Here is a 19,223-nt window from a genome sequence, read left to right on the forward strand (position 1 = left end):
CTGATCCTCCGATCTGTCTGGGAGTTGTCGTGATCGACGCTGCAAGCCGTATATTTGCCGACCGCCATGTCGGTCCGAACGCCGCGGAACTCGCGCGCATCCTCGAACTCGTCGGGGTCGATTCACTCGACGAGCTGGCAACCAAGGCCGTTCCCTCCGTCATCCTCGACGCTGCCCCGAACGGCATCGCTGCCGGACTCGACGCTCTGCCGCTTCCGGTCGGAGAGCACGAGGCACTTGCCGAACTGACTGCACTCGCAGCCCAGAACACCGTCGCGACGTCGATGATCGGCCTCGGCTACTTCGACACGTTGACGCCGCCGGTGTTGTTGCGCAACATCATCGAGAACCCGGCCTGGTACACCGCGTACACCCCGTATCAGCCGGAGATCAGCCAGGGCCGTCTCGAAGCCCTCCTCAACTTCCAGACCATGGTCGCCGATCTCTCCGGCATGGAACTGGCAAACTCGTCGATGCTCGACGAGGCCACCGCCGCTGCCGAAGCCATGACGCTCCTGCGCCGCGCGAACCGCAGCAAGTCCCCACGATTTGTCGTCGACGCCGATCTCTACCCGCAGACCCTCGCCGTCATCGAGACTCGCGCCGAGCCGCTCGGCATCGAGATCGTCTCCGCGGACCTCACCGCTGGTCTTCCGGAAGGTGACTTCTTCGGCGTCATCGCCCAGATCCCAGGTGCCTCGGGACGAGTCGTCGATTACACCTCGATCATCGCGGAAGCTCACGAGCGCGGCGCACTGGTTGCCGTCGGCGCCGACCTCCTCGCGATGACGCTCATCACCTCACCCGGTGAGCTCGGCGCGGATGCGTGCTTCGGAACCACCCAGCGTTTCGGTGTTCCCATGGGATACGGCGGACCGCACGCCGGTTACCTGGCCGTACACTCCAAGCATGCGCGTCAGCTGCCCGGCCGCTTGGTCGGCGTCTCCATCGACGCAGACGGAGACAAGGCGTACCGCCTGGCGCTGCAGACACGTGAGCAGCACATTCGCCGCGAGAAGGCGACGTCCAACATCTGTACCGCTCAGGTGCTCCTCGCCATCCTCGCTGCGATGTACGCGAGCTACCACGGCGCCGAGGGACTCAAGGCGATTGCGTTGCGCGTCGCTGCCCGCGCACACGCGTTGGCAAACGGCCTGCGCGAAGGCGGCGTGACCGTCGTCCACGATTCGTTCTTCGACACCGTGCTCGCTCAGGTTCCGGGCAAGGCGGCCGACGTCGTCGCTGCGGCCAAGGAATCCGGGATCAACCTGCGTCTGGTCGATGCCGATCATGTCGGTATCTCCTGCGACGAGGCCACGACCGCCGACCACGTCCTTGCCGTGCTCGACGCGTTCGGGATCGAGGATGCTGTTGTCGCCATCGAAGCCGAGGGCAATTCGGTTCCGGCTGCTCAGGAGCGCACCTCCGACTACCTGCAGCACGAAGCCTTCACCCGTTACCGTACGGAAACGGCAATGCTTCGCTACCTGCGCGCGCTGTCCGACAAGGACATCGCCCTCGATCGCAGCATGATCCCGCTGGGTTCGTGCACCATGAAGCTCAATGCGACCGCCGAGATGGAATCCATCACCTGGCCCGCGTTCAACGCGATCCATCCGTTCGCGCCGACATCGGATGCGCCCGGTCTGCTGAAGATCATCAAGGATCTCGAAGACTGGCTGGTCGCGGTCACCGGCTACGACAACGTCAGCCTGCAACCCAACGCCGGCAGCCAGGGGGAATACGCGGGCCTGCTCGCGATCCGCAACTACCACCTCAGCCGGGGCGACGACCACCGCGACACCTGCCTCATTCCGTCGAGTGCTCACGGCACCAACGCGGCTTCTGCCGTCATGGCCGGGATGCGCGTCGAGGTTGTCGCCTGCCGTCCCAACGGTGACGTCGACGTCGACGATCTGCGCGCGAAGATCGCCGATCATGCCGAGCGTCTCGCCGCGATCATGATCACCTACCCTTCAACACACGGTGTCTACGAGCACGAGATCTCCGACATCTGTGCAGCGGTACACGACGCCGGTGGCCAGGTGTACGTCGACGGCGCCAACCTCAATGCGCTTGTCGGCCTTGCCCGTCCGGGCCGATTCGGCGGCGACGTCAGCCACCTGAATCTGCACAAGACCTTCTGCATCCCGCACGGCGGCGGCGGACCCGGCGTCGGCCCGATCGGTGTGCGCTCACACTTGACGCCGTTTTTGCCCGGACACCCGATGGCGCCCGAACTCGGTGGTAGAGGAACGATCTCGGCAGCGCCCTACGGCAGTGCGTCCATTCTGCCCATCACCTGGACCTACATCCGGATGATGGGAGCTGCGGGCCTGCGCCGCGCCAGCCTGACCGCCATCGCGTCGGCCAACTACATCGCGCGTCGACTCGACGAGTACTTCCCGGTTCTCTACACCGGCGAGAACGGCATGGTCGCGCACGAGTGCATCCTCGACCTCCGGGGGTTGACCAAGGACACCGGCGTCACCGTCGACGACGTCGCAAAGCGTCTGGCCGACTACGGTTTCCATGCTCCGACCATGAGCTTCCCCGTGGTCGGCACACTGATGGTCGAGCCCACCGAGAGCGAGAACCTCGAAGAGATCGACGAGTTCTGCGAGGCGATGATCGCCATTCGCGGCGAAATCGATCGCGTCGGAGCGGGCGAGTGGACGGTGGAGGACAACCCGCTACGCGGTGCTCCCCACACTGCGGGAAGCATTGCAGCGCAGTGGGATCACCCGTACTCGCGTGAGATCGCCGTCTTCCCGCGTGGCAAGGCTCGCCCGAAGGTGTGGCCGTCCGTGCGTCGTATCGACGGTGCACATGGCGACCGCAACCTGGTCTGCTCCTGCCCGCCGATCGAAGCGTTCGCAGGCAACTAAGGCGTGTGCCCGCCGGAGATCATCACCTCTCGTGTACGAGTTCGAGAACAGTGATCTCCGGCGGGGCGCCGACGCGTACCGGCGGACCCCAAGCCCCGGCGCCACGCGTCGTGTACAGCACTGTGTTTCCGACCCTGTCCAAGCCTTGCACCGAAGGCTGCTGCAGCGGAACGAGATACCGCAGCGGCCACATCTGACCGCCGTGAGTGTGCCCGGACAGTTGCAGATCGATACCCATCTCGGATGCCTCGATCGCTTGACGCGGTTCGTGCGCGAGAAGCAAGGCGAAAGTATTCGGATCGCGACCTGCGAGCGCGGCAGTCAGGTTCGGCTCGTACGGGGCCGGCGACGTGTAGTCGTGGATGCCCACGATGTCGATGGTATCGCCGCCATGCTGGATCGAGGTGCGGCTGTTGCGAAGTGTGGTGATCCCCAATGTCTCCCACACGTCGAGCCATTTGCCGCCGTCGTCGGCGTAGAACTCGTGGTTTCCGCTGACTCCGAAGATTCCGTCGGGCGCCCGAAGATCGGCGAGCGGAGCAAGATCGGGAGCAACTTTCGCGACGGTTCCGTCTACGAGGTCGCCGCCGATCGCGATCAGATCGACATTCTGCGAGTTCACGATATCGACCACCTTGCGGGTGAAGTCGACCCCGCGGGCCGGTCCCACGTGCAGGTCGGTGATCAAGGCGATCCGGTATCCGTTGAAGCCCTCAGGTAGACGAGCGAGCGGCACGCGGACGCGGGAAATCTTGGGGCCCGACGCCTCGTAGACGCCGTAGCCGGCGGTGCTGATCGCCGCGAGAGTGACTGCTGCTGTAGCCAACTGCAACGTACGACGCTTGGCTGGGTCGACTTCGGTCGTGGTATCCGTGTGGCGTGCACGTAGTCGACCGATCCCGGCGAACAGGCCGATCACGAGCAGTCCGGGAATCAGATACAGCCACGAAGCCAGCCAGACCCATCCGACAAATCCGATCGGTCGCGCCCACGATGTCGGAAAGACTTCGCCGCTGCCGACCCCTATGAGCGTCGAGACCGCCAAGACGACAAGCGCAGTGTCGGCGAGACGAGCCCATCGCCTCGGGATGCCGGTGGCGCGAACGAGTCGGCGATGCAGCAACCAGGTCAGAAGGGCGAGAAGGACTGCAAAAACCGCGACGCGCCCCATCAGGACAGCATCTTGGTCACTGCGGCCGCGAGAGCGGGGTCGGACGTCGAATCGACCCGAACCAATGTGCCGCCCGTCCGATCCGAGACGTCTTGGAGTGTGGAGACGTCGTCGCCCGCACCGACGACGATCACGTCGACCTGTACCGGACGCGACGGATTGCCCGCAGCGGCGATCGCGCTGAGCAGTTCGGCTCGCGTCGTGGTGGATTCGTCAGGCGTACTCGAGGTGATCAGCAGCACCGAGTTGACTCGCCCCGCGTCGAAACCGTCCACGGCGGCTTTGTAGGAGCTGGCAAGCGCCGGGTATTTGGAGGTCTTTCCGCCGGCCCGAAGCCCGTTGAGGAAATCGGTGATCGTGGCACGCCGATTCGGCTCGGACAGTGAACCGCCCGGAACCAGGATGCGCTCGGACGGTTTTCCGTCGGTGCCCGTGCTGAACTCGCGAAGGCCGATGTCCGAAGCGTCAGGGCTGCGACCCAATTGGGTGTTCACCGCCGAGGCAACGTTCGCCAAGCGGGTAGTGCCACCGTCGTCGGTACCCATCGACGCCGACGTGTCCATCAGGATGGTGGCACTACGCGGCGAGACCGGGTTGGCGACTATGTCACCGAGCGCCGCTGCGGTCTCCGCCGAAGCCGGTTTCAACGTGGACGAGATCTTGGCCGGGGACACCGCCCCGAGATCGGGAAGGTCTTGGCCCTCGACCCGGAAACCGGCGCCGACGAACAACTGTGACTGATTCGGCTCACGCATGAAATCGGCAAACTGTGCCGCTGCGCGCGACGCGGTTTCGTCGATCCCGCTGCCCGAGACGATGACCGCCGGATAGTCCGCGACTGGCGTTGCGCCGGCGGGGGAGTACGTCGTCATCGCCGCGTTCGCGCTCTGCGCTATCGACTGTTCCGTGGCCGGAACGGCTTTCACCGAATCCGGTGTTCCGGCGCTCAGTGCTCCGAGGGCTTCGGCGGTGGACGAGGGGGGAGTCGGCAAGGATTGGAACTGCAACGCCCGTGCACTGAGCGCAGCGTTGACCTGAGCGGACTTCGCCTGATCCGTCGTGACCGGACCGGCACCCGCATCGGCGACGTCGGCAGCGATCGCCTGTGCAGCCATCGAGGTTTCGGTACTTCCGACCGGCAGGGCGACCGTCAGATCGGAAGGCAAAGACTTCCAACTCGATGCTGCGCCGGCCAATGCTGCCGCGGTCTCGGGACCGGCTGCCAGAACGATCGGGGAACTCGCGAGCGAGCGAGGATCACCGTTGATCACGGCCTTGCCCGACAGTGGCGCGAGTTCGAACGAACTCGTCGGGATCCACAGGGAGGGACGCGGTCCCAATGCTGCGTCGTCCCAGGGGGCCGCCGGACCGGCTTCGAGTGCCGTCGAGACCGACGCGGACGGCGCACCGTGCACCACGACGGCGATGCAGTGATCACGCACCACCGGCGAGGTCTGGGTGTACCGCTTCGCCAGTTCCTCGACCTGTGGGGCTATGGACGGATCCGCGGTGACGTCGAGTGTCTTGTTGCCCTCGACGCACGTACCGGCTGCCTGCTGTCCCTGATGGTCGATCCGGTTGCTGAGGGCCTTCCATCCGAAGAAGCCTGCCACGATCAAGACGATCAGCACGACGACGAGAATCGGCCCCTTACTGATACCTCTGGCGCCTGACCCGCCGCGATGTTCGCCCACGTACCTTGCCCTACCTTGGTCACTCGAAGAATGTCTGTTGAACGGACTTTGTCCTCGGCCAGTCTAGTGACGAAACTTCGGGGCCTACGCGAACAGCCTCGACACCGGGAGCGGTGCCGAGGCTGTTCGGGTTCAGCTTCGAGTTCGAAGAAGGTGAAATCAGGCGTTGGCGGCCTTGTACTCGCGGCGGCGGCGATGCAGGATCGGCTCCGTGTATCCGCTGGGCTGCTTCGCGCCTTCGAGGATGAGTTCCTTGGCAGCCTGGAACGCGATGTTGGAATCGAAATCAGGTGCCATGTTGCGGTACTCGGCGTCGCCCTCGTTCTGACGGTCGACAACCGGGGCCATGCGCTCGAGTGCACTGACAACGTCGCTCTCGCTGACGATGCCGTGACGCAGCCAGTTGGCGAGCAGCTGGCTCGAGATGCGCAGCGTGGCGCGATCCTCCATGAGCGCGACATCGTGGATGTCGGGAACCTTGGAGCAGCCGACGCCCGCGTCGATCCAACGGACCACGTAGCCGAGGATGGACTGGCAGTTGTTGTCGAGCTCTTCCTTCTTCTCCGCGTCCGTCCAGTCGGTGCTGGGAGCGAGCGGGATGGTCAGGATGTCGTCGACGCTCGCGCGAGGCTTGCCCTTCAGGCTGTCCTGAACTGCGAATACGTCGACGCGGTGGTAGTGCGTCGCGTGCAGCGTTGCGCCGGTCGGCGAAGGTACCCATGCGGTGTTGGCGCCGGCCTTGGGGTGACCGATCTTCTGCTCGAGCATGTCTGCCATCAGCTCGGTCATGGCCCACATGCCCTTGCCGATCTGCGCCTTGCCCTGCAGGCCGCAGGCCAGTCCGGTGTCGACGTTCCAGTCCTCGTACGCACCGATCCACTTCTGCTTCTTCATCTCGGCCTTGCGCACCATCGCGCCGGCTTCCATGGAGGTGTGGATCTCGTCGCCGGTGCGGTCGAGGAAGCCGGTGTTGATGAACACGACGCGGTCGACGGCTTCCTTGATGCAGGCGGCGAGGTTGACCGTCGTACGACGCTCCTCGTCCATGATGCCGACCTTGAGCGTGTTCTCCGGAAGCCCGAGGACCTGCTCGACACGGCCGAACAGTTCGGTGGTGAAGGCAACTTCCTCGGGACCGTGCTGCTTGGGCTTGACGATGTAGATCGAGCCGGTGCGGCTGTTGTCGAGCGGTCCGTTGGCGTCACTGATCGAGAGGCCGTGCACTGCACAGGCACTGGTGATCAAGGCGTCGAGGATGCCCTCGGGGACCTCGTTGCCGTCGGCGTCGAGGATCGCGGGGTTGGTCATGAGGTGACCGACGTTGCGGACGAACAGGAGCGAACGACCGTGCAGGCTGAGTTCGCTGCCGTCGACTGCGGTGTACTTACGGTCGCCGTTGAGCGTGCGGGTGAAGGACTTGGCGCCCTTCTTGATCTCCTCGGACAGGTCACCACGGTTGAGACCCAACCAGTTTCGGTAGCCGACAACCTTGTCGTCGGCGTCGACAGCGGCGACAGAGTCCTCGAAGTCCATGATCGTGGTGACGGCGGATTCGAGAACGACGTCCTTGACGCCGGCGGCGTCGGTGCTGCCGATCGGGGACGAGGCGTCGATCTGGATCTCGGCGTGCAATCCGTTGTTGAGCAGCAGGATGCTCGTCGGTGCGTCCTTCTCGCCGAGGTAGCCGACGAACTTCTCCGGCTGGGCGAGCGTGGTGACAGTACCGTCTGCCAACGTGATCTTCAGTTCACTGCCGTCGACAACGTACTTGGTTGAATCTGCATGCGATCCCGACGCGAGAGGTGCTGCCGCATCGAGGAATTCACGCGCCCAGGCGATGACCTTGTCGCCGCGGACCTTGTTGTAGCCGGAACCCTTCTCGGCGCCGTTCTCCTCGGAGATGGCGTTGGTGCCGTACAGCGCGTCGTACAACGAACCCCAGCGGGCGTTGGACGCGTTGAGAGCGAAGCGCGCGTTGAGGATCGGCACGACCAACTGCGGGCCGGCCGTCGAGGTGATCTCGGTGTCGACGTTCGCGGTGGTGACCGAGAACTCGGCAGGCGTCGGCAGGAGGTAGCCGATTTCCTGCAGGAACGCCTTGTACGCGGCGGCGTCGATGGGAGCGCCGGCGTGATCGCGATGCCACTGATCGATCTGAGCCTGCAGATCGTCACGCTTGGCAAGCAAGTCGCGGTTCTTCGGTGCGAGCTCGGTGATGACCTTGTCGGCGCCGGCCCAGAACGTTTCGGCGTCTACACCGGTGCCGGGAAGAGCCTCCTCGACCACGAAGTCGTAGAGAACCTTGGCAACCTGAAGACTGCCGACCTGAACGCGCTCAGTCATGAATAGCCTCACTTTTCCGAAAGCGGAGCATCACATATGGATGCCATGAACCAACATCAATGTTACCTGGGAGTATTCCCACCGCTGTCCGCGCCCTGAGCTGCGATAATCGGGCGCGAAGAGCTGAAACGATCAAGTGAAATTCGTTCTGTCTAGAGTTTGCGCGCGGAAATCTCGAAACCAGCCGCGCGTAGACGCTCGACCAGGACGTCGCCGAGCGCTGTCGCTGGAGTCAAAACGCCGGTGGCCGGGGGAAGAGCCTTTTGGTCCTTCGCCAACGACAACGCAGATTCGCCGAGCATTACCGCCGTCGCGCTGTATCCCGGGTCGCCCTTCGCCTTCACTCGTGATGTGTATCGGGCGCCGGTCGTGGTCGTGGTGAACACGTCGAGCGTGAAGTGGCCCTTCTTCTGGGTGCTCTCGCTCGGACCTTCACCGGGAGCCGGCAAGACCTTGTCGAGAAGGAAACGTGTCGGAGGTAGAGCGAGTCCGGCGACCAGCGCGCCGAGGCCGACCGCCACGCCGCCCGCAATCACCGGTGACACCACCGATGAGCCGACGCTCATCACCTCGCTGTACTTGAACTTCTTGCCGTACGCCCACTCTCGGAGCGCATTGCTGCGACGGACGACTCGTGTGTTGTACGACGCCATCACGAACGGCGCTTTCCACCCCTTCAACGACGGATCGATCTTCTTGCCGTCGATTACGCTCACGTCGCTCTGGCGTCCGAGTTCGGGCTCCCGATCACGATCGGGGCTCAGCGAGTACGGCGAGGCAGCAAGTTTCCGCAGGCGCGCATCGTCTTTCGACACGTCGATTTGGTTGCGAAGCGAATCGATGGTGCCACCGCTCACGCCGCCGCGCAGGGCCGTGACCACCAGGGTGGTGTCGGTGAGCTCGCCGGCGCCGTCGGCGGCGACCTTCTCGTGCAGGACGTGAACTCCGAGATCGGAAGGGATGGAATCGAATCCGCAGGAATGGACGATCTTGGCACCGGTCGAGACCGCCAGCTCATGGTTGTCGTCGATGCTCTCGCGGTGGAACAGCACCTCACCGGTCAGGTCGACGTAATGAGTTCCGGCGGAGGCGCATTCGTGAACAAGGGCGTGGCCGTACTTGGCATACGGGCCGACCGTGGTGGCGACGACCCGGGTTCGCTGGGCGAGTGCCTTCAGTGCGGTTGCGTCGTCGGCGTCGGCGATGATCAGGGGAAGATCGGCAGCGGCGGTACCCAGATCGGCGCGAGTGGCTGCCAACTTCTCGAGGGAACGGCCACCGAGGCCGATCTTCGTGCCTTCGGGAGCATGTTTGACGAGGTAGTCGGCGAGTAGCTTACCGACGAAGCCGCTCGCTCCGTAGACGATGATGTCGAGTTCTCGGGCGGGCGAGGTTCCAGTCATGGAGCCAGCCTACAAACGAGCACCCGAAAGTGATGTGACCGAGATCACTCGGCGGGGAGGGGTTCCTTGACGACGAGGATCGGAGCCTCCACTTCGAGCAGGAGACGCTGCAGCGGGCGTTCGAGGAGGAACTTGCCGATGGGGGACATCCGGCGTGTTCCGACGATCAGGAGATCGACACCCGCGTCGTGGACCAGGTCGACGAGTGCGGTAACCGGGTCGCCGTCGTGCTCGGTGGTGCGCAGATCCCACTTCGTCTGCGAGAATCCACCGGCGTCGAGCGCTGACTGGATCTCGCCGCGAAGAGCGGCCCGATCGTCCTCGCTGTCTCCGAGGTTGACCGTGCCTCCGATGTTGACGTCGTCCAGGACGTGCAGAACCAGCAGTTCCTCGCTTCGACCCACGGATTCCCGTGCGGCGGCCACGATTGCGGCACGGCCTTCCGGGCTGTCCTTGTGTACGACGGCGATCGTCATGGTTCCTCCGAGTCGGTGAGCAGTGTCGGCTCCATTATCGCCTGCAATGCTGTGCTCTACCTGAAATGAGCTACTCGACACGGGGGTTTGGGGGTGACGAGATCGCCACATCGGGGCGGCTGGGTGCCGCCCATCACGAATGCGGCGTGCTGCCGATCACCACGGCGAAGGTTTGTAATCCTTGAGGAAGCAGCCGTGCAGGTCGACGCCCAGTTCACCCTGAACGATGGGGTCGTAGACGCGGGCGGCACCGTCGACGAGGTCGAGTGGTGCGTGAAAACCTTCGTCGGCCAACCGCATCTTGGTGAAGTGTGGGCGTTCGTCGGTGATCCAGCCGGTGTCGACGGCGGTCATGAGGATGCCGTCGTCGAGCATTTCCTTGGAGCTGGTGCGGGTCAGCATGTTCAGTGCTGCCTTGGCCATGTTGGTGTGCGGGTGGCCAGGGCCCTTGTACGCGCGGCTGAACTGGCCTTCCATGGCGGAAACGTTCACGACGTACTTGCGTCGCGCAGCGGCCGCGGCCATCGACGGGCGCAAGCGCGAAACGAGGATGAAGGGCGCGACCGAGTTGCAGAGCTGGACTTCGAGAAGCTCGATCGGATCGACCTCTTCGACGGTCTGAACCCAGCTGTTGGTGTGCGCGAGGTCGGGCAGCAGCCCGCCCGCGTCGATGGCGATGCCCTGCTCGATGCGATCGGGTGACGCCGACTTGGCGACGAGGGCGAGTGAACTGACCGCGTCGGCGGACAGATTTCCGGAGGTGATGCTTGCGACGTCCGACAGCGATCCGGCCAGAGCCGCGGGGTGAGCGTCGCTCGTCTTGCCGAAGGTCAGGACATCGGGCAGTTCACCGGCAGGCAGTGCGCCGGACTCGGCGTCCACCAAAGCGCCGTAAGCACCGGGGGAGCGTCGGACGGTTTGCGCGGCGTTGTTGATGAGGATGTCGAGTGGACCCTGTGCGGCAACGGAATCCGCGAGTGCAACAACCTGGGCGGGGTCGCGGAGGTCGATGCCGACGATGCGCAGACGGTGAATCCAGTCGTTGCTGTCTTCCATCGCTTTGAATCGGCGGATCGCGTCGTTGGGGAATCGCGTCGTGATGGTCAGATGTGCGCCGTCACGCAGCAGGCGCAACGCGATGTACATGCCGATCTTCGCGCGGCCGCCGGTCAGAAGTGCGCGTCGGCCGGTGAGATCAGTGCTGGCATCACGTTTGCTGCGGCTGGTGGCAGCGCAATCGGGGCACAGTTGGTGGTAGAAGGCGTCGACTGCGGTGTAGCGCTGCTTGCAGATGTAGCACGGCCGCGCCTTGATGAGCGTGCCGGCGGAAGCGCCCGCGGTGTTCGACTTGATCGGAATGCCGGCGGTCTCGTCGTCGATGCGATCGGGTGAACCGGTGGCAGTCGCAGCGACCACTTGGCGGTCGGCTTCGTTGACGGCTGCGCGCGAGGCGAGGCGACGCTTCTTCTTGAGTCGCTTGAACAGATGGCCGACAGCGCGCTGCATGGTGATCGAATCGGGATGCTCGTCGTCGAGTTCGGCGGCTTCGGAAAGGACCTTCAGGCAGATTTCGAGTTCTGCGGGGTCGAGTCCGGTGAGTTCGGCTCGAGCAGATTCTGAATCGGCTGTTTCCAGCGAATCTGCCTGCAGTGCATCCGACTTCTTGGTGTCTGTATCCACTTCGAACTTCTGTTCCATCTCGATCGCCGCTCGCGCGGACTGTTCCCTGGTGCGGGAACTTCGCCAATTACGAGAAAAGCTCCGGTTCGATGAACCGGAGCTTTTCCTGTCTGTCTCAACACAGAGTGTCCGAGGGGGGACTTGAACCCCCACGTCCGTTAATAGGACACTAGCACCTCAAGCTAGCGCGTCTGCCATTCCGCCACTCGGACTCGGCCCCGATTTCTCGGTGCTGGGAAAGAGTATCCGATGCCATCCCCAGGTCCCAAATCGCCCCACTGCTGTGCGCCCTTATTAACCGCCGGGGGTTAATAAAGGCGCACAGCAAAAAGACCCCAACCTGATCAGGTTGGGGTCTTTCTGCTGTATTCGAGTGTCCGAGGGGGGACTTGAACCCCCACGTCCGTTAATAGGACACTAGCACCTCAAGCTAGCGCGTCTGCCATTCCGCCACTCGGACTCGGCCCCGATTTCTCGGTGCTGGGAAAGAGTATCCGATTAGGTGAGCTGCCCCAAATCGCCAGGTTGCGGGGCATTCAGGTCGCCCGCGTCGTTTGATTCGATGGTAGGAAAGTGGAATGACCACAACCCCGAATAATCCGAATCCGAGCAGAGCCGAAGCAGAAGTAGTCGAACTGGTCAGTTCCCTCATCCGCTTCGACACCTCGAACACGGGAGAACTCGAAACCACCAAAGGCGAGCGTGCGTGCGCGGAGTGGGTTGCCGCGCAGCTTCAAGAAGTCGGTTACGAGACGGAATACGTCGAGTCCGGAGCACCCGGCCGAGGAAATGTCTTTGCTCGCTTGAAGGGAGCCGAGTCGGGTCGTGGTGCGTTGATGCTTCACGGTCACCTCGACGTAGTTCCGGCCGAGCCCGCCGACTGGAGCGTCCATCCCTTTGCCGGCACCGTCCAGGACGGTTACGTCTGGGGGCGCGGCGCCGTGGACATGAAGGACATGGTCGGGATGATCCTGGCCCTCGCCAGACAGTTCAAGGCGGAAGGCGTCGTACCGCCGCGTGATCTGGTGTTCGCTTTCGTGGCGGACGAGGAAGCGGGCGGAAAGTACGGATGCCAGTGGCTGGTCGAGCACCGCCCGGATCTGTTCGAGGGAGTGACCGAGGCCGTGGGTGAGGTCGGCGGTTTCTCGCTGACGGTTCCGCGGCCTGACGGAACCGACCGCCGTCTCTACCTCGTGGAGACTGCGGAAAAGGGCCTCGGTTGGATGCGTCTGACTGCCAAGGGACGCGCCGGACACGGCTCCTTCCTCCACGACGACAACGCGGTCGCGACACTCGCCGGCGCGGTCTCGAGGCTTGCTGCCCACCAGTTCCCGATCGTGATCTCGGATTCGGTCGCGGAGTTCCTGACCGCCGTCGGCGAGGAGACCGGATTGGACTTCGATCCGGGATCACCCGACATCGACGGAACCCTCGCGAAGCTGGGCACGATCGCCAACATCATCGGCGCGACGTTCCGTGACACCGCGAACCCGACGATGCTCAAGGCCGGATACAAGGCGAACGTCATTCCGCAGACGGCCGAGGCGGTCTTCGACTGCCGCGTGCTGCCGGGACGTCAGGCCGAATTCGAGCGAACGGTGGACCAACTGATCGGTCCCGACGTGACCCGCGAGTGGATCACCAAGCTGGATTCGTACGAAACAACGTTCGACGGCCATCTCGTAGACGCCATGAACGAGGCGATCCTCGCCCACGATCCGGAGGCTCGCACAGTTCCGTACATGCTCTCCGGCGGAACCGACGCGAAGGCATTCGCGAAACTGGGCATTCGCTGCTTCGGCTTCGCGCCGTTGCAGTTGCCGCCCGAGCTGGATTTCAGCGCGCTGTTCCACGGCGTCGACGAGCGAGTTCCGGTGGACGCACTACTGTTCGGGACACGTGTTCTGGAACATTTCCTGCTCAATTCCTGACGAGCACGTAGATAGATCCGTGAGCTCGACGCACATCGAGCTCTCTTGTCACAGAAAGGATTCGCATGGCGCACGATCCGTACGAACCATTGCCGAAGTTGCCGAGTTTCGAGCTGACCAGTGACGACATCACTGCGGGCCAGCCGCTGAAGCTTGCTCAGGCCAGTGGAGCCTTCGGTGTCCCCGGTGGCGAAGACATCTCACCGCAGCTCTCGTGGTCCGGCTTTCCGGCCGAGACGAAGAGCTTCGTCGTGACGGTGTTCGATCCGGACGCACCGACTGCGTCGGGGTTCTGGCACTGGGCCGTGGCGAACATCCCCGCTTCCGTCACCGAGCTCCCCGCCGGTGCCGGCGCGGCGGACAGCGATGTCCTGCCCGCCGGAACCGTCACCCTCCGCCACGATGGTGGTGGGTTCGGTTTCATCGGTGCAGGCCCGCCTCCCGGGCACGGTCCGCATCGCTACATCGTCGCGGTGCATGCCCTCGACGTGGAGACACTCGACGGAGTCACCCCTGACTCGTCGCCGGCGTTCCTCGGTTTCAACGTGTTCCATCACGCGATTGCGCGTGCAACCTTGACCGGGACGTTCGAGGTCGAATAGTCACTTTGCTGTGCGCCTTTATTAACCGCGGGCGGTTAATAAAGGCGCACAGCACTCTCTAGCGAGGGTTCTCAGCTCCCACAGCCTGGGCGATCGACGAGAAACCCGCTGCGCGGACCCGCTTGGCTATCCCCTTGTGGATGCTGCGAGCCCAGAACGGTCCGCCGTAGATGAAGCCGGTGTATCCCTGCACCAGTGTCGCGCCGGCGAGGATCCGTTCCCACGCCTGATCGGCCGTCTCGATACCGCCGACCGAGATGATGGTCATCTTGTCGCCCACTCGGACGTACAGGCGCCGAAGTACTTCGAGTGAGCGCTCGGCGACCGGTGCACCGGACAGCCCGCCTGCGCCGAGTGCAGCTACCTCGGCGTCCGGGGTCTTCAAACCGTCGCGACGGATCGTGGTGTTGGTCGCGACGATTCCGGCAAGCCCGAGTTCGATTGCCAGATCGGCGACCGCGTCGACGTCCTCGTCCGAGAGGTCGGGCGCGATCTTCACCAGTACCGGCACGCTGACGGTGTCGAGCACGGCCTGCAGGATCGGGCGCAGTGATTCGACGGCCTGCAGATCACGGAGTCCGGGCGTGTTCGGCGAGCTGACATTCACGACCATGAAGTCGGCCAGCGGACCCAGAAGCTGCGCGCTGGCGGTGTAGTCGGCAGCGGCGTCGGCGGCTTCGACGATCTTGGTCTTGCCGATGTTGGCACCGATCGGGACCGTGACGCGGCGCTGTCGCAGGAAATTCGCCGCGTGACCAGCGCCGTGGTTGTTGAAGCCCATCCGGTTGATCAAAGCGCGGTCGGCCGGAAGACGGAAGAGACGCGGCGCGGGGTTACCGGGCTGAGCCTGGGCCGTCACTGTTCCGACCTCGGCGAAACCGAATCCCAACGGGCCCCAGGCGTCGACGCCGGTGGCGTCCTTGTCGAATCCTGCGGCGAGGCCGAGAGGTGCCGGGAACGTCAGACCGAATGCCTGACTCCGCAGAACCGGGTCGTCGACGACAAGGACTTTTGCGACCAGCCAGCGAAGGGGAGCGAACCGTGTCACCAGTTTCATCGCGGTGAAGGCAATGTGGTGGATGCGTTCCGGTGGGACCCGGAACATCAGGCTCAGCAGCAGTTGGTACACGATTCTCCAGCTCTTCGATGGTGTGATTTTGTCAGCGGTTTCGACAGCGGCGGGCCCTGGTCGTCTGTTGGACGATCAGTGCTGAATGCCGTCCGGATCGGTCACGTGCAGCGGCGTCTTCTTTCGCTTGAGGAGCACGCGACGACTGCCGTCGGGGTAGAGACGGACTCGGGAGAGTTCCCATCCGCCGAACTCGGCGGAGATCGCCAGACGCATCGACGCCGTGACCCGCGAAACATTCGGCGGTAGTCGAAGGGGCACATAGTCGAACTTGTCGTCCGACGTCTCCCACTGCGCGGGGATCCCGCGCGTACGCTTTTCCATCAGTTCTCCCGTGACGGGATGACCTGCAGCCCGTCACCGGTTGCCGATCCGACGATCAGATTGCCGTTGGAAGAGTCTACGGCCAACGAATTCGGCTGTCGCACCGTCTTGAACCGTCCGGTCTCCACGGGGATGCCGGACGACAGATCGAAGCCGACCACTTCATTGGTCGCGGTCAGTGTCACCCACACCCGATCCGCGGCCTCGTCGTAGGCGACGGCGTATGGCGACTCGCCGACGGGGTAGCGCTGGTGCAACAGGAGCGGATCGGCAGTGAAGACGAGCAGTTCGTTCCCGGTGGTGTCGGTGACAAGGATGCGTCCGAAGCGATCGGTGGCCAGATGAGTTGCGCCCTCACCGGCGCGAAGAGCGACGCCGAGTTTGCCGTCTTCGAGATTGATCGCCGTCAGCGAGGTCTGACGGTGATCGAGGGCGCTCAGGTTGTCGCCGGTGACCGCGAGTTCGTCGACGGATGCGAATCCCGAAACCGTCTGTGACTGATCGGTCTTCGGGTCGACGATGTGAACTGAACCATTGTCCGTGCCGATCGCGATGCGGCCGTCGTTGAGTTCGACCGCTGAATTCGCCTGCCCGTCTACCGGGATGGACGTCCGTTCGCCCGAAGTCAGATTCAGCTTCACGACCTGGCGATCCATCGACAGAAGAGCGCTACCGTCAGAGCCGATCGAAACGTCGCGTACGTCGGAATCCAGGGCTGTCGGACGACCTGCAGAGGCGGGGTCGGCGCCGGCCAAACTGTCCGAAGGAACGACCAGCACCGATCGTGGGTCGTTGGCAACCAGAACAGCGCTGCGCGTGATCGGGTCGAATGTGATGGAATCGATCAGACCTGAATACGGGTGAACCACGCCGTCCGGGGTGCTGGTGGTGGCCGGTGAGACCGCTGCCGTTGCGGGATCGATCGTGATGAGGTCGTCTCCGCCATCTCCGGAAGAACATCCTGTGACCAGCAGAACCGCCGCCCCCATTGCTGCTGCAGTGGTGCGGATCCCTAGGCGAGCCATGTGTAGTTCCTCTTTTTCTTGTCATCTGTTCTTCACGCAGTGCGACTGTCATCGATCATCCCTGATCGCAGTCGGGCGCCGTTCATCGCGTCGAGGAACTACCGACCATTCCGCTCACACCCTTGACGCGATACCGTACGAACAGCGATTGCGGTTGACGCTGCAATCACCGAGGAGATCATTGTGATTCCCACAGAACCCACCGATTCCGGCGCGCAGTCGCCCGAACCGGCGCGGCCGGGCTTCGAGATCGAGGACCTCACCGTCGGCGCCCATGCACACGGTTTCGGCAGGTCCGACGGTCGAACTTTCGCGTTCCGCGTACGAAAGAGCATGCTGTTCGTCGAGGTATACGGCGAATACTGCGAGCACAGTGTGCCGACCCCTGCAGACGTTGTCGCCACCGCGGAGCGATCGGTGACCGACATCGATCTGACCGACGAGCGAAGCATCGCCGGTGTGGTCCGCGACGCAGTTCTGTCCACGGAGGCTGATTGGTCACAGCCCGGTCCCGGTGACGGAGTTCGCGAGGGAGACGGCCGCAGCCTGCCGACGGTGAGAGCCGTCCTGAACAGGCTGGGATCGATCATCGATTCTGTTCGGTGAATTCTCGGCGCGGGATGACCAGGGTTGCTCCGGTTGTCGGATGCGGGAACACCTCGACCGGATAACCGTAGACGCGGGTCAGAAGCTCTTCGTGCAACACCGATTCCGGGGGACCGTCAGCGGCGATGCGGCCGTTTTCGAGCACGACGATCCGATCCGCGTACGCCGCTGCCAACGCGAGGTCGTGCAAAACGACGACGACGGCATCGCCGTCCGCAGCGCGAGCGCGCGCCACGGACATCACCGCTTCCTGGTGTCCGAGGTCGAGAGCTGCAGTCGGCTCGTCCAGCAGGATGGTCGACGTTTCCTGTGCCAGTACCCGGGCCAGCGCGACCCGCGCTTGCTCGCCGCCGGACAGCACGGCGAACGGCCGATTGGCGAACCCCTCGACATCGCAGGTCTTCATCGCCGCGGTGATAGCAGCGCCGTCGCGGTCTTCTCGGCGAGTTCCGGTCCATGGCGCACGTCCCATACGAACCACCTGGCGAGCGCTGAACGAAAATCCGATGGTGTGTTTCTGGGGGAGCACCGCGCGTCGGCGCGCCATGTCGATCGGCGACCACTGAGTGAGGTCGGTGCCGTCAACGTCCACCCGCCCAGCGATGACGGGCTGATCACCGGCCAACGCCGCAAGAAGAGTCGACTTACCGGCGCCGTTCGGTCCGACGAGAACGACTAGCTCGCCTGCCCGGACTTCGATGGACACGCCTTCCAGAATCTGCCGACCACCGCGTTCGACTGTGATGTCGCGCGCCTCGAGGGTGACATCACCGACGGCTGGGCTCTTCGGTTCGGGGGTGACGCGGCCGAACAGTTCGCGCCAGTTTCTTACGAGGCTGCTCATGCCCACCCGCCCTGTTGCGCGCGCGTGCGTCGGAGAAGCCAGAAGAAGAAGGGGCCGCCCACCAGAGCGGTCAGCATTCCGAGGGGCAGGTCTGCGTTGTCGATCAGCGACCGCGAGCCCAGATCTGCGACAAGCAGAACCAGTGCGCCGGCGAGGGCGCTCGCCGGAATCAGCGCGCGGTGGCCAGGTCCGACGAGAATGCGCATCAGGTGCGGAACGACCAGGCCGACGAAGAGGATGATTCCCGTGAAGGCAACACTCGCCGAGACCAAGAGAGCGACGATCAGTACCGCGAACTGGCGAAGCCGTTCGACGTTGACGCCCAGATGACGGGCCGCGTGTTCACCGAGCGCCAGCAGGTCGAGACGTGGGGCGATCATCATGGTCGCGGCGATCCCGACGACGGTCATCGGCGCCACGATCAGGACTGCGTTCCAGGAAGCGCCGTTGAGTGAGCCGAGTTGCCAGAACACGATCTGATCGCGAGCGGACGGGCTGGCGACGAAGGTGAAGAACGCGATGAGCCCGCCGGCGAACGCGTTGATCGCGACGCCCGTCAGCACCAACGTCACTACTTCGGTTCGGCCTTCGTGCCGAGCCAGAAGGTAGACCGCCGCGGTGGTGACCAGCCCGGCGACGAACGCAGCCGCAGCAACGGCCCAGCCGGCCACGAACGTTCCCCCGACGACGATGACAGCACTCGCGCCAACTGCCGCGCCCGCAGACACTCCGATCACTCCGGGTTCTGCGAGCGGATTGGAGAACACACCCTGCAGGAGCGCACCGGAACATCCCAGCGCCGCGCCGACACAGATGGCGAGCACGACGCGGGGGAAACGAACCTCCCACAAAGTCACTTCACCGCTGGGATGGGCGGGCATCGGACCGAGGTCGAGCCCGATGCGATGCAGGATGCTGCCCAAAACCTCGAGAGGCGACGTCGGAACTTGGCCGATGCACGCCGACAGTACCGCGACGATCACCAGGGCGAGAGTCAAGCTGACCAGAACCGCACTCACCCGCGACCGCGACGCGGGGCCAGACGCCGACTTGTCGGCGCCCCCGACGTCGTGTGAATCCTCGGCTGCGGACACAGTCTTACCTGCT

General features: G+C 64.0%; 15 protein-coding genes and 2 tRNA genes. 4 read left to right on the plus strand and 13 right to left on the minus strand.

What is annotated here, in order from left to right; all coding sequences use genetic code 11:
• The first annotated feature begins 29 nt into the window (after positions 1-29).
• Positions 30-2,888 (plus strand): aminomethyl-transferring glycine dehydrogenase, encoded by a 2,859-nt coding sequence (gcvP, locus tag ATN37_RS08330; protein WP_218694999.1) that lies wholly within the window; start codon positions 30-32, stop codon positions 2,886-2,888.
• Positions 2,889-2,910: 22 nt separating this feature from the next.
• Here the strand turns inward: gcvP and ATN37_RS08335 are convergent, their stop codons facing one another.
• From ATN37_RS08335 to ATN37_RS08370, 8 genes are all read right to left on the minus strand, one after another.
• Entirely contained in the window at positions 2,911-4,059 is a 1,149-nt protein-coding gene (locus ATN37_RS08335; protein WP_218695001.1) for a metallophosphoesterase, read from the minus strand.
• Positions 4,059-5,753, minus strand: a complete 1,695-nt coding sequence (locus ATN37_RS32915) for a VWA domain-containing protein (RefSeq protein WP_058038818.1) — start codon at positions 5,751-5,753, stop codon at positions 4,059-4,061. The genes ATN37_RS08335 and ATN37_RS32915 overlap by 1 nt, the downstream gene beginning before the upstream one ends.
• 159 nt (positions 5,754-5,912) lie before the next feature.
• Positions 5,913-8,096, minus strand: coding sequence for a malate synthase G (locus ATN37_RS08345; protein WP_064074336.1), 2,184 nt, complete (start codon positions 8,094-8,096; stop codon positions 5,913-5,915).
• Positions 8,097-8,248: 152 nt separating this feature from the next.
• Positions 8,249-9,499 carry a trans-acting enoyl reductase family protein gene (locus ATN37_RS08350; RefSeq protein WP_042451005.1) on the minus strand — a complete coding sequence of 417 codons (1,251 nt, stop codon included), beginning with the start codon at positions 9,497-9,499 and terminating at the stop codon, positions 8,249-8,251.
• 44 nt (positions 9,500-9,543) lie between these two features.
• A complete protein-coding gene (locus tag ATN37_RS08355; RefSeq protein WP_218695003.1) occupies positions 9,544-9,975 on the minus strand; it encodes a universal stress protein in 432 nt (143 codons plus the stop codon).
• A gap of 156 nt (positions 9,976-10,131) precedes the next feature.
• Positions 10,132-11,673, minus strand: a complete 1,542-nt coding sequence (locus tag ATN37_RS08360) for an SDR family NAD(P)-dependent oxidoreductase (RefSeq protein WP_074447104.1) — start codon at positions 11,671-11,673, stop codon at positions 10,132-10,134.
• Between the two features lie 108 nt (positions 11,674-11,781).
• Positions 11,782-11,867 (minus strand) — tRNA-Leu (locus ATN37_RS08365).
• Between the two features lie 162 nt (positions 11,868-12,029).
• A tRNA-Leu gene (locus tag ATN37_RS08370) sits at positions 12,030-12,115 on the minus strand.
• A 118-nt stretch (positions 12,116-12,233) separates the two neighbouring features.
• On the opposite strand from ATN37_RS08370, the gene ATN37_RS08375 reads away from it, so the two are divergent.
• Together ATN37_RS08375 and ATN37_RS08380 are read left to right on the plus strand one after the other, a co-directional pair.
• Positions 12,234-13,586 carry a M20/M25/M40 family metallo-hydrolase gene (locus ATN37_RS08375; protein WP_003946170.1) on the plus strand — a complete coding sequence of 451 codons (1,353 nt, stop codon included), beginning with the start codon at positions 12,234-12,236 and terminating at the stop codon, positions 13,584-13,586.
• Between the two features lie 65 nt (positions 13,587-13,651).
• Positions 13,652-14,188: a YbhB/YbcL family Raf kinase inhibitor-like protein gene (locus tag ATN37_RS08380; RefSeq protein WP_007733394.1), complete on the plus strand. Its 537-nt coding sequence runs from the start codon at positions 13,652-13,654 to the stop codon at positions 14,186-14,188.
• Positions 14,189-14,246: 58 nt separating this feature from the next.
• On the opposite strand, the gene ATN37_RS08385 is transcribed toward ATN37_RS08380, so the two are convergent.
• The 3 genes from ATN37_RS08385 to ATN37_RS08395 form a co-directional block, all read right to left on the minus strand.
• Positions 14,247-15,317, minus strand: coding sequence for a quinone-dependent dihydroorotate dehydrogenase (locus tag ATN37_RS08385; RefSeq protein WP_054187384.1), 1,071 nt, complete (start codon positions 15,315-15,317; stop codon positions 14,247-14,249).
• A gap of 75 nt (positions 15,318-15,392) precedes the next feature.
• A complete protein-coding gene (locus ATN37_RS08390) occupies positions 15,393-15,641 on the minus strand; it encodes a DUF5703 family protein (RefSeq protein ID WP_003946171.1) in 249 nt (82 codons plus the stop codon).
• Complete coding sequence (locus ATN37_RS08395) at positions 15,641-16,666, minus strand: YncE family protein (RefSeq protein ID WP_081557902.1); 1,026 nt, start codon at positions 16,664-16,666, stop codon at positions 15,641-15,643. Before ATN37_RS08395 ends, ATN37_RS08390 begins: the two co-directional genes overlap by 1 nt.
• Before the next feature lie 183 nt (positions 16,667-16,849).
• Between ATN37_RS08395 and ATN37_RS08400 the strand changes: the two genes are divergently transcribed.
• Entirely contained in the window at positions 16,850-17,272 is a 423-nt protein-coding gene (locus ATN37_RS08400; RefSeq protein ID WP_007733387.1) for a hypothetical protein, read from the plus strand.
• Here ATN37_RS08400 and ATN37_RS08405 read toward each other — a convergent pair.
• Together ATN37_RS08405 and ATN37_RS08410 are read right to left on the minus strand one after the other, a co-directional pair.
• Positions 17,253-18,116, minus strand: coding sequence for a heme ABC transporter ATP-binding protein (locus ATN37_RS08405; protein ID WP_007733386.1), 864 nt, complete (start codon positions 18,114-18,116; stop codon positions 17,253-17,255). The genes ATN37_RS08400 and ATN37_RS08405 overlap by 20 nt on opposite strands.
• The gene (locus ATN37_RS08410) at positions 18,113-19,210 is read right to left on the minus strand and encodes an iron ABC transporter permease (RefSeq protein ID WP_030537529.1); all 1,098 of its coding nucleotides are present in this window, start codon (positions 19,208-19,210) and stop codon (positions 18,113-18,115) included. The genes ATN37_RS08405 and ATN37_RS08410 overlap by 4 nt, the downstream gene beginning before the upstream one ends.
• Positions 19,211-19,223: the final 13 nt, after the last annotated feature.

Origin of the sequence: Rhodococcus sp. MH15, assembly GCF_019266045.1 — a bacterium.
GTDB classification, from domain to species: domain Bacteria; phylum Actinomycetota; class Actinomycetes; order Mycobacteriales; family Mycobacteriaceae; genus Rhodococcus_F; species Rhodococcus_F qingshengii.

Coding starts and splice junctions, on each gene's coding strand:
- ATN37_RS08395 (WP_081557902.1), bottom strand. CDS start 16,666: ATGGCTCGCCTAGGGATCCGCACCACTGCAGCAGCAATGGGGGCGGCG.
- ATN37_RS08345 (WP_064074336.1), bottom strand. CDS start 8,096: ATGACTGAGCGCGTTCAGGTCGGCAGTCTTCAGGTTGCCAAGGTTCTC.
- ATN37_RS08350 (WP_042451005.1), bottom strand. CDS start 9,499: ATGACTGGAACCTCGCCCGCCCGAGAACTCGACATCATCGTCTACGGA.
- ATN37_RS08390 (WP_003946171.1), bottom strand. CDS start 15,641: ATGGAAAAGCGTACGCGCGGGATCCCCGCGCAGTGGGAGACGTCGGAC.
- ATN37_RS08355 (WP_218695003.1), bottom strand. CDS start 9,975: ATGACGATCGCCGTCGTACACAAGGACAGCCCGGAAGGCCGTGCCGCA.
- ATN37_RS08335 (WP_218695001.1), bottom strand. CDS start 4,059: ATGGGGCGCGTCGCGGTTTTTGCAGTCCTTCTCGCCCTTCTGACCTGG.
- ATN37_RS08360 (WP_074447104.1), bottom strand. CDS start 11,673: ATGGAACAGAAGTTCGAAGTGGATACAGACACCAAGAAGTCGGATGCA.
- ATN37_RS08380 (WP_007733394.1), top strand. CDS start 13,652: ATGGCGCACGATCCGTACGAACCATTGCCGAAGTTGCCGAGTTTCGAG.
- ATN37_RS08405 (WP_007733386.1), bottom strand. CDS start 18,116: ATGAGCAGCCTCGTAAGAAACTGGCGCGAACTGTTCGGCCGCGTCACC.
- ATN37_RS08375 (WP_003946170.1), top strand. CDS start 12,234: ATGACCACAACCCCGAATAATCCGAATCCGAGCAGAGCCGAAGCAGAA.